The sequence below is a fragment of the Treponema saccharophilum DSM 2985 genome (assembly GCF_000255555.1).
GTDB classification, from domain to species: domain Bacteria; phylum Spirochaetota; class Spirochaetia; order Treponematales; family Treponemataceae; genus Treponema_D; species Treponema_D saccharophilum.
Window position 1 is genome coordinate 1 of record NZ_AGRW01000019.1, and the last position, 9,377, is coordinate 9,377.

The window sequence follows — 9,377 nt, forward strand, 5'->3', positions numbered from 1 at the left end:
GAAAAACAACAAGCGCAATCCCGCAACGGTAGGTGCGCGCCCCCCGCGCACCGTCGCACGCTTGCTCCGAGGAACTCAAACTCGGAACGCGAAAAGGTTCGCAAGTGAAAGCATCGACGCGGGATTTTTTCGTGTTGAAAAAAACGCGCGCAATGAAAACCAACAATCGCAATCCCGTCACGGTAGGTGCGCCTCCTCGCACCGTCGCACGCTTGCTCCGAGAAACTCAATCTCAGAACGCGAAAAAGGTTCGCAAGCGCGTGCACCGTCGCACGCTTGCTCCGGGGAATTCAATCTCGGAACGCGAAAAAGGTTTGCAAGCGCGTGCACCGTCGCACGCTTGCTCCGGGGAACTCAATCTCGGAGCGCGGGAAGATTCGCAAGCGCGAGCGCCTTTGTAAGGATTTTCCGCGCGGCGGCGTGGTTTTTCATTATGAGGCGGTTCATCTCGTCGGCGCCGATGACAATCAGCTTCGACTGGATTTCGGCGCGGGCGGACGATTTTCTCGGCAGGTGCGCGAGGCATTCCGTCTCTCCAAAGAATTCGCCCGGTTTCAGGACGGCGCTTTTTCCGTCGCGCTCCACCGAGACAATTCCCTCGGCAATGAAGTACGCGCATTCCGCCTCGTCGCCTTTTCTGAAAATCTCGTCGCCGGCGCAAAAGTCGCGGACACGACGTGGGCAGGCGAGAAAATAATCCGGGCGGATGAAAAGGCGTGCCCTCGCCGAGCCGAAAAATCCCGCCTCGTCCTGCTTCGGGAGCATGTAGAGCGTCCCCGTCAGGATGTCGCCGAAGAACTGGCAGACGAACATGAACTGCGCGAACGCGAGGAAGAACGTGAAGAAAAAGTAGATGTCCATGAGCATGATTATCACCTGCCCGAGAAAGCCGTAAATCAGGTTGTAGTTCGCGACGTTCAGGAAAAGGTGCATGATGCTCCTGAAAACGAAGAACGCCGCCGTGCACAGGAAGGACGAGAGCGCGCACAGCGATTTTTTCGGGCGGGAGCCGGGAACTGTCCGGTAGAGAATCAGGAGGACGGTGAAAATCAGTATGTTTGGGAAATACCGGATGAAATTCGTGATGAGGATTCCGTTGAAGAAGAACGACAGCGCGGGAATTTTCCGCAGGAAGGATGATATTATCGGAATTTCCGTCACCGTCTGGATGAGCATGCAGGCGAACATGACGGCGGCCGTCACGATGATGATGAGCGCCTCGACGACGAACGTGAACCCCTGCGTCGCAATCGCCTTTCTCTGCGCGTGCGTGTGGAAGATGTTCTGGAGCGAGTCGAACACGGACGCGAAGAACCGCCGCGCGAGCCAGAATATCGATATGCCGATTAGTATCTCGAACAGGTTCACCGTTTTGAGCGACTGGACGGCTTTTATTACGGAGTCTATCGAAAAATAGTTCCCGAGCTGGGGAATCAGCGCGAACACCGACTCGACGACATCGGGCGACGCGTGGAGGATGCGCACGAGCACGACAATCGTCATCAGGAAAACGGGGATGAATGAGAAGAGAAAACTGAACGAGCATGCGCCCGCGTACGACAGGAGCCTGTTCTTTATGAAAAGCTCGACGGTCAGGCAAACGCACTGCGAGAACGTCCTGATGGTGATTCTCCTCGGCTTTTTTTGTTTAGGCATGTTTCCATTTTAACGAAGATTTGGTAGAGTGTCCGCCGTCCCTTTTCGGGATGCCGCAGTTCGGAACCATCCTGCGGCGAAAAAAAACAAAACTATGGAGATTTGAAATGCGTTCAGAATCTGAACTCTCTGGCGTCACGCTTCTCGGCGCGGGAAAAACCGAGTACGCGTACGACTACAATCCGGCTCTTCTTGAGCGGTTCCCGAACAAGCATCCCGGGAACGATTACATGGTCACGCTCAACTGCCCGGAATTCACATCGCTCTGCCCGAAGACGGGGCAGCCCGACTTCGCGGAAATCCGCATCAACTACATCCCCGACCAGTTCATCGTCGAGTCCAAGTCGCTCAAGCTCTATCTTTTCAGCTTCCGCAATCACGGCGATTTCCACGAGGACTGCGCGAACATCATCATGAAGGATTTGGTGAGCCTCCTTGAGCCGAAGTACATCGAGGTCGAGGGAATTTTCACGCCGCGCGGGGGAATTTCGATTTATCCGTTCGCGAACTACGGAAAGCCCGACACGCCGTACGAGCTGCGCGCGCGCGAGCGCCTGTTCTCCGCAATCGACCGCCGCCGTTGATTCGGACTGGACACGCGCGGCCGGCGTCTTTCCCTGATTTTTTTTGCCTGCGCCGATGATTTTCCGGCCAGGCTCTTTTTATGATTTTTGCTCTGCCCGTATTTCCCGTGCCGTTATGTGACGGGCGCGAAATCAGCCTTTTTCCGGGCAGGGCCGTGATTTTTTTTAGGAGTTTTTATGTCGTTTATCAATGAAATTCTAATGCTCGCGTCGATTTTCGTGTTTTTCGGCGCGCTTGTCGGGTTTTTCCGCTTTTTCGGGAAGGCGGGAATCTACGCGTGGACCGTCATCTGCACTATTGCGGCGAACATCGAGGTTCTGATTCTCGTGCACGCGTTCGGGATGGACACGACGCTCGGGAACGTGCTTTTCGCGTCGAGCTTCCTCGCGACTGACATAATGAGCGAGCTTTACGGGAAGAAGGAGGCGAACCGCTGCGTGAAAATCGGAATCGCGGCGAACATCGCGTTCATCCTGATTTCGCAGAGCTGGTTCCTTTATCTTCCCGCGGGCGACGACACGATGTCCGGGCCGATACGCACCGTCTTCTCGAACACGCCGCGCGTCATGCTTTCGAGCCTCTTCGCCTACGTCGTCTGCGAAATCTACGATGTCTGGGCGTACCATTTCATCTGGTCGAAAACCGAGAAGATGACCGGCGACAAAAGGCGCTTTTTGTGGCTGAGGAACAACGGCTCGACGCTCGTCAGCCAGCTCATAAACGTCGTCGTCTTCAACATGCTCGCGTTCTTCGGCGTTTTCCCTGCGTCCGTCCTCGTGCAGATTCTGGTTTTCGGCTACCTGATTTTCATCGCGACGTCGCTCGTCGACACGCCGTTCCTCTATCTCGCGCGGAAAATCGCCGAGAAGCATCCGGAACTTCTTGAGAACTAAAGCCGGACGGTTTCCGCAGAGAACGAAACAGCCCTCCTTTTGGGATTTTCCCATCAGGCGGGCTGTTTTTTATTTCCGGTATTGCGAAAAATCAGCGGACTAGAAATCCGCCAGCTTCGGGGCGCGCGGGTAGGGGATTACGTCCCTGATGTTCTGCATTCCCGTCACGTAGAGAAGTAGGCGCTCGAAACCGAGTCCGAATCCCGAGTGCGGGACCGTCCCGAACTTGCGCAGGTCGAGGTACCAGCTGTAGTCCTCGGGCTTGAGTCCGAGCTCGTTGATTCTGGCGAGAAGCTTGTCGTAGCTTTCCTCGCGTTCGCTTCCGCCGATGATTTCGCCCAATCCCGGGACGAGGACGTCCACCGCCTTCACGGTCTTCCCGTCGTCGTTGAGCTTCATGTAGAACGCCTTGATTTCCTTGGGGTAGTTGTAGACCATGACCGGGCATTTGTAGATTTTCTCGGTGAGGTAGCGCTCGTGCTCCGTCGCAAGGTCGCAGCCCCAGTACGGCTTGAACTCGAATTCGTCGGCGTGTTTCTCAAGCTCCGCGACTGCCTCCGTGTAGGAGACGCGCTTGAACGGGGTCTCGACGACGTGCCTGAGCGTGTCGATGACGCCCGGCTGGATGCGCTTGTTGAAGAATTCCATGTCGGCGGCGCATTTCGTCAGCGCCCAGTTCAGAAGGTACTTTATGAATTCCTCCTGGATGTCCATGTCGTCCTCGAGGTCGAAGAACGCCATCTCAGGCTCGCACATCCAGAACTCGGCAAGGTGTCGCGTCGTGTTGGAGTTTTCCGCGCGGAACGTCGGCCCGAACGTGTAGACGCGTCCGAGCGCGGTGGCGAGCGTCTCCGCCTCAAGCTGCCCCGAGACCGTGAGGCTCGCCTGCTTCCCGAAGAAGTCTTTCGAATAATCGACGAGCTTTGCCGCGTCCTCGGGATTCATTCCCTTCGCGCCCTTCTCGACGGCGATTTTCGCGAGCTTCTCCATCGAAAGCGTCGTTATCTGGAACATCTCGCCCGCACCCTCGCAGTCGGAGCACGTGATTTCAGGCGTGTTTATATAGTAGAATCCGCGCTCCTGGAAGAACGTGTGCAGCGCGAACGCCATCTGGCTTCTCATGCGGAACACCGCGCCGAACGTGTTCGTCCTCGCGCGAAGGTGCGCGTTCTCGCGGAGGAATTCCATCGACGCGGCTTTTTTCTGAATCGGGTAGTCGCCCGGGCACTTTCCGAGAACGACGAGCGTCTCGACGTTGACCTCGACAGCCTGTCCCGATGCCGGCGACTCGACGAGCTTGCCCGTCGCCTTGATTGACGCGCCCGTCGAAATGTCGGCGACGGCGCTTTCGATTGATTCCGCATTCGACGGGTTTGACGGGTTCGTCCTGTCGAACGTAAGCTGGATTGACGCGAAGCATGAGCCGTCGTTCACCTGTATGAAGACAAGGTTCTTTGAATCGCGGATTGTCCTGACCCAACCGCAAACCGTGACGGTCCTTCCGTCCGGCGCTGATGTGAGTATGTCCTTTATAAGTTCTGTTTTCATGGCGACGATTCTAGCAGATTTCCCTGTTTTGGAGAATGCAGCGGCAGCCGCATTCGTTGCGCGACCTATTTTCCTGCTGGTTGGAGCGGCTGTTCGACCGCCGAGGAACTGCGTTCCGCGGCTCCGTGGTGGGATTTTGCGCGTGGATGGAATTTTGGGGAGGTTGTTTTTTTGTTTGCGGATTTTTTTGGGTGATGCAGCCGCATTCGTTGCGCGACTTGTTTTCCTGCTGGGTGGAGCGGCTGTTCGACCGCCGAGGATGCGGTGCATCCGCGGCTCCGTGGTGGGGATTTGTCGCGTGGATTGGATTTTTGTGAGGTTGGGTTTTTTGTTTGCGGATTTTTTTGGTGATGCAGCCGCATTCGCTACGAAGCCGCTTTTCATCACTTCGTCTATAATGCGGTTGCCCTGTTACGTGGGGCTTTTCATGTATCGGTTCGATTTGTAAAATACGGGGAGAGAAATTGAACCAGTTCGGGAAACATAAGTTTCCGAGCGGGGCATTATTAGTTGTGGGTGGTTTTAGGTCTTCGTGTGGGGAGCCGAAATTTTAATTATGACAGCGATTCGTATTCTTTTTGTTTGCCAGGACAATGTGACTCTTTCTCCGATGGCGGCGCAGATTTTTATCCATCTTGCGCGGAAAAGGCAGGTTTTCAACAAATTTGTCGTCGATTCCGCCGCTGTTGATTCCGATGCGCCCGAGGGCGTCATGATGGATTCCCGCGTGAGGGAAATCCTCGCGAAGAACGGAGTCGATTCCGGAAGCCATTCGTCCGTGCAGCTCGACCACAGCAAGCTTGAGAAATTCGACTGGATTATCTGCATGGATGCGAGAAGCCGCAGGATGTGCTTCGACAGGCTCCACTCGAACGCTGTCTATGTCACTCCGAAAGATGTCGTCCGCGTTTTCAGGACCGACCCGTCCTCGCCCATGTCCCTGAACGGAATGCTCAAGCCCCGCGTCTGCTGCCTCCTCGATTTTACGCCCGCCCCACGGGACATCATCAATCCCGCACCCTCCGGCGACTACCGCTACGCGTTCAATGAAATCGCATCAGGATGCCGCACGATAGTGTCGCTCGTGTCTTTGTGACGCCACAAGCGCGGGCGGTTTTATTGTCCGAGTTTTCCCGATATCGTGAGTATCCCGTCTTTCTCCTTTATCCTGAGTTTTCCGGTGTAGGGCTTTTCGGCGCTTTCGCTCCGCTTGTCCGCGGTGAATTCGATTTTGTCCATGTCCGGCGCCGCGCTTTCAGGTTGTTCCGTGCGGAATTCCTCCTTGGTGACGAAGACGCCGTCCTTCTGCTCCATGATTCCCTCGGCAATCGAGAACGACGATTCCGTGTCGAGCCGTCCTTTTCCGTCGCTCTCGATTCGGTAGAAATTCCCGCGGTGGTTGAACGTGACGGTGATTTTCCTCGGGTTTTCGGCATCGTGCTCGACGCGAAGGGAATCCTTTCCGACGAGGCTGAAATCGGACACGGGGAAGAGGAGCAGCGCGCGGAGCCCTTTCGGCATTGTCTGCCTTTTCTGCTGGTCGAACAGCAGCGTTCTTGTCGTCTTCGTCGATCGCTTCATTGATGCTCCCGTCGCCGCGTCGAATCCGTCCCGCGTCTTCGTTTCAGACGATGCTCCCTCAATCGTCAGCGTGAGCGAATTCCGCTCGTCCCTGTTCCTGATGTTCATCCTGAAATCGATTTTGAGGGAATCTGCCGCCGCTTTTGACGCGAGCATTGCAAACGATGCCGCGGCAATCAATGCCTTTTTCATTTCCTGACTGTCCCGAGCACGAGGCAGAGCGCGAATGCCGCCGCGTTCACGATTACGATTGTCGCCCCGCTCGCGCTTCCCATATACCACGACAGCGCCAGCCCCGTCACGCACGAGACGAGCGATATCGCGACGGAAAGCGCGATGTACGTCCGCGCGTTCCGGGAGACGAGCCTGCTCGATGCCGCGGGAAGGACGAGAAGGCTGTTTATGACGAGCAGCCCCGTCCATCGTATCGATATCGTGACGATTGCCGCCGTGAGGAGCGCGAACGCCGTTTCGACCGCAAGCGTTTTTATTCCGCGGGAACGCGCGAACGTCGTGTGCAGGTTCGTCAGGAGCATCTTGTTGTAGAGCGCGACGAACGATATCACGAGCAGGATGAGCGCGACGAGAAGATGGAGGATTTCCTCCGGGCGGATTGAGAGGATGTCGCCGACGAGATACCGCTGGTATTTCGCGAAATTTCCCGTAGCGCTCAGAAGGACGATTCCGAGCGCTACCGACGTCGAAGAGAATACGCCGATTATCGTGTCCGCGCTCGATTTTCCCTTCGTCTTCACGATTATTATCGCGAACGCGAGAAGAAGCGAGAACGCGACCATCGTGACCATCGGCTCCCGTATCCCGATGATGACGCCGAGCGCGATTCCCGTCAGCGCGGAATGCCCGATTGCGTCGGAGAAGAACGCCATCTGGTTCGAGACGACGACGCTTCCGAGCATTCCGAACAGCGGGGCTGCGACGAGTACTGCGAGGAGCGCGTTTTTCATGAATGCCGGCTCAAGCCATGAGAACGGCAGGATTGTTCCTAATGCGGAATACAAAGCGTTCATATCGTTATTCTTCCGAAAGTTTCGATGAATTTCGCGTCCGAATAGACGTCTTCGGGCGTTCCTTCCGCGGCAATCCCGCGGTCGATGAAGACGACCTTGTCGGCGTGCTCCGCGACGAGGTCGAGGTCGTGGCTGACGAGCAGAATCGTGACGTCATAGTCGTGGCGGAGCTTCGACACAAGGTCGTAGAAGTCCTTCAGCCCGTTCCTGTCCACGCCGCTCACCGGCTCGTCAAGTATCAGGATGTCGCAGAGCGGGTGGATTGCCAGCGCGAGCATTACACGCTGGATTTCGCCGCCGGAAAGGTCCCCGGCTTTTTTGTCCGCAAGGGATTCCGCCTTCGTCGTCGAAAGTATTTTTTCGACAAGCTCCCTGTCCTTTTTGCGCCTCGGGAGCCATACCGGATAGTTCGACACGCAGCTCAGGACCAAATCGGAGACGGAGACGGGCGAGCCCGGCGCTATCGCCAGTTTCTGCGGGACGTATCCGAACGACGGTTTCTTCATCGATTTGATTTTCAGCCCGCTCGGCGTCGTTCCCCGCTCGTAGAGAACCGTGCCCGTGTGCGGTATTTCGTCGAGGAGCGCGCGCAGGAACGTCGTTTTTCCCGCGCCGTTCCTGCCGACGATTGCCGTCAGCTCGCCGCACCGTATTTCGAGGTTCACGTCGTTGAGAATCGTCTCCCCGTTCGACTTCACGCCGAGATGCTCGATTCGCGTGAGGCAGACGTGCGGGTAGAGCGAATTCCTGTGCAGGTTCATGTTCGTCATTGCAGCGCTTCTTTGAGTGTCATCATGTTTTTCCGCATCGCCTCGATGTAGGAGTCCTTTCCTCCGTTTCCGGTGACGGCAGGGTCAAGCTCGTAGACTTCGCTTCCCGTCTCGCTCGCGATGATTTTTGCGGACGCGCCGGAATACTGCGGTTCCGCAAAAAGCGGGATGTTGCGCCCCGTTTTTTCGTTCGCCTCTTTTATGACGGCGACGGTGTCGCTGAGCTCCTTGGGGCTCGGTGCCGTTCCCGGCTCGCGTTCGATTACGCTGGCGATGTCGAGGTTGAATTCCGCGGCAAAATACGGGAACGCCTCGTGGAACGTTATGATTTTCGAGCCTGCCGCCTTGTCGAGCGAATCGTGCATCTCCTCCTGAAGGTTCTGGAGCTTTTCGATGTACGATTCGGCGTTTTTTGAGTAAATCTCCGCGTTCTTCGCGTCAAGCTCGCAGAGCCTGTCCGCGATGTTCCTGACCTCGTAAATCGCGCCGGCGATGCTGACCCAGATGTGCGGGTTGTCGTCCACGGTGAGGAATCCCTCGCCCGCCACAATCGTGGAATCCTTCTTTTCCTCAAGGACTTTGTCTATGAAGTCCTCCATGCCGAGCCCGTTCACGACGATTATGTCGGATTTCGAGATTGCCTGCATGTCCTTCGTCGTCAGCTGGTAGTCGTGGAGGCATCCCGTGTCGCTCGGGGCGAGCATCGATATGTGCGCGTCGGCTCCGTCGCATATGTTTTCGAGCATTACGAAAAGCGGATAGAACGACGCCGTTATTGTCGTCTTTCCCTGCGTCGCTTTCTTGCTGCACGATGACAGGAACACCGGCAGCGCGAGAATCATCAGAATTTTTCTAATCATGAGTGAATTATTGTTGCAAAAAGGAAAGTTAGTCAACGCGCTTGCTTGGTCGTTTGCGTGTTCTGAGTTCGGCTTGATGGGAGCAAGCGTGCGCCGATGCGCGGGGCGCATCTTCCATGCCTGGGGTGCGATGTGTGCCTGCGCCGTTGCGTGTCCTGAATGCCCGAGTTGTTGCGCGTTCTGAGTTCGGCTTGGTTGGAGCAAGCGTGCGCCGATGCGCGGGGCGCATCTTCCATGCGGGGGGGGGCGATGTGTGCCTGAGCCGTTGCGTGTCCTAAATGCTAGGACAGTTGCGCGTTCTGAGTTCGGCTTGGTGGGAGCAAGCGTGCGCCGATGCGCGGGGCNCACTACGTTCCATGCGGGGGGGGCGATGTGTGCCCGAGACGTTGCGCGTTCCGAATGCTAGGACAGTTGCGCGTTCTGAGTTCGGCTTGGTTGGAGCAAGCGTGCGCCGAT

Annotated in this window: 9 protein-coding genes; 3 read left to right on the forward strand and 6 right to left on the reverse strand. The window is 56.5% G+C overall.

Annotated features, from left to right (window positions below):
* Nucleotides 1-354: 354 nt before the first annotated feature.
* Nucleotides 355-1,656 carry a YhjD/YihY/BrkB family envelope integrity protein gene (locus TRESADRAFT_RS00190; RefSeq protein ID WP_002701694.1) on the reverse strand — a complete coding sequence of 434 codons (1,302 nt, stop codon included), beginning with the start codon at nucleotides 1,654-1,656 and terminating at the stop codon, nucleotides 355-357.
* Between the two features lie 107 nt (nucleotides 1,657-1,763).
* Between TRESADRAFT_RS00190 and queF the strand changes: the two genes are divergently transcribed.
* Nucleotides 1,764-2,240: a preQ(1) synthase gene (gene queF, locus TRESADRAFT_RS00195; protein ID WP_002701696.1), complete on the forward strand. Its 477-nt coding sequence runs from the start codon at nucleotides 1,764-1,766 to the stop codon at nucleotides 2,238-2,240.
* Nucleotides 2,241-2,417: 177 nt separating this feature from the next.
* Nucleotides 2,418-3,134 carry a queuosine precursor transporter gene (locus TRESADRAFT_RS00200; protein ID WP_002701698.1) on the forward strand — a complete coding sequence of 239 codons (717 nt, stop codon included), beginning with the start codon at nucleotides 2,418-2,420 and terminating at the stop codon, nucleotides 3,132-3,134.
* A 99-nt stretch (nucleotides 3,135-3,233) separates the two neighbouring features.
* Here the strand turns inward: TRESADRAFT_RS00200 and asnS are convergent, their stop codons facing one another.
* Nucleotides 3,234-4,682 (reverse strand): asparagine--tRNA ligase, encoded by a 1,449-nt coding sequence (gene asnS / locus TRESADRAFT_RS00205; RefSeq protein WP_002701699.1) that lies wholly within the window; start codon nucleotides 4,680-4,682, stop codon nucleotides 3,234-3,236.
* Between the two features lie 556 nt (nucleotides 4,683-5,238).
* Between asnS and TRESADRAFT_RS00215 the strand changes: the two genes are divergently transcribed.
* The gene (locus tag TRESADRAFT_RS00215; RefSeq protein WP_081478435.1) at nucleotides 5,239-5,778 is read left to right on the forward strand and encodes an arsenate reductase/protein-tyrosine-phosphatase family protein; all 540 of its coding nucleotides are present in this window, start codon (nucleotides 5,239-5,241) and stop codon (nucleotides 5,776-5,778) included.
* Between the two features lie 20 nt (nucleotides 5,779-5,798).
* On the opposite strand, the gene TRESADRAFT_RS00220 is transcribed toward TRESADRAFT_RS00215, so the two are convergent.
* Genes TRESADRAFT_RS00220 through TRESADRAFT_RS00235 form a run of 4 tightly spaced genes read right to left on the reverse strand, consistent with a single transcriptional unit; the run spans nucleotide 5,799 to nucleotide 8,921 of the window.
* Nucleotides 5,799-6,455 (reverse strand): hypothetical protein, encoded by a 657-nt coding sequence (locus TRESADRAFT_RS00220; RefSeq protein ID WP_002701701.1) that lies wholly within the window; start codon nucleotides 6,453-6,455, stop codon nucleotides 5,799-5,801.
* Nucleotides 6,452-7,291: a metal ABC transporter permease gene (locus TRESADRAFT_RS00225; protein ID WP_002701702.1), complete on the reverse strand. Its 840-nt coding sequence runs from the start codon at nucleotides 7,289-7,291 to the stop codon at nucleotides 6,452-6,454. Before TRESADRAFT_RS00225 ends, TRESADRAFT_RS00220 begins: the two co-directional genes overlap by 4 nt.
* Nucleotides 7,288-8,061 carry a metal ABC transporter ATP-binding protein gene (locus tag TRESADRAFT_RS00230; RefSeq protein ID WP_002701703.1) on the reverse strand — a complete coding sequence of 258 codons (774 nt, stop codon included), beginning with the start codon at nucleotides 8,059-8,061 and terminating at the stop codon, nucleotides 7,288-7,290. Before TRESADRAFT_RS00230 ends, TRESADRAFT_RS00225 begins: the two co-directional genes overlap by 4 nt.
* Nucleotides 8,058-8,921 (reverse strand): metal ABC transporter substrate-binding protein, encoded by an 864-nt coding sequence (locus TRESADRAFT_RS00235; protein WP_002701704.1) that lies wholly within the window; start codon nucleotides 8,919-8,921, stop codon nucleotides 8,058-8,060. The genes TRESADRAFT_RS00230 and TRESADRAFT_RS00235 overlap by 4 nt, the downstream gene beginning before the upstream one ends.
* Between the last annotated feature and the right edge of the window lie 456 nt (nucleotides 8,922-9,377).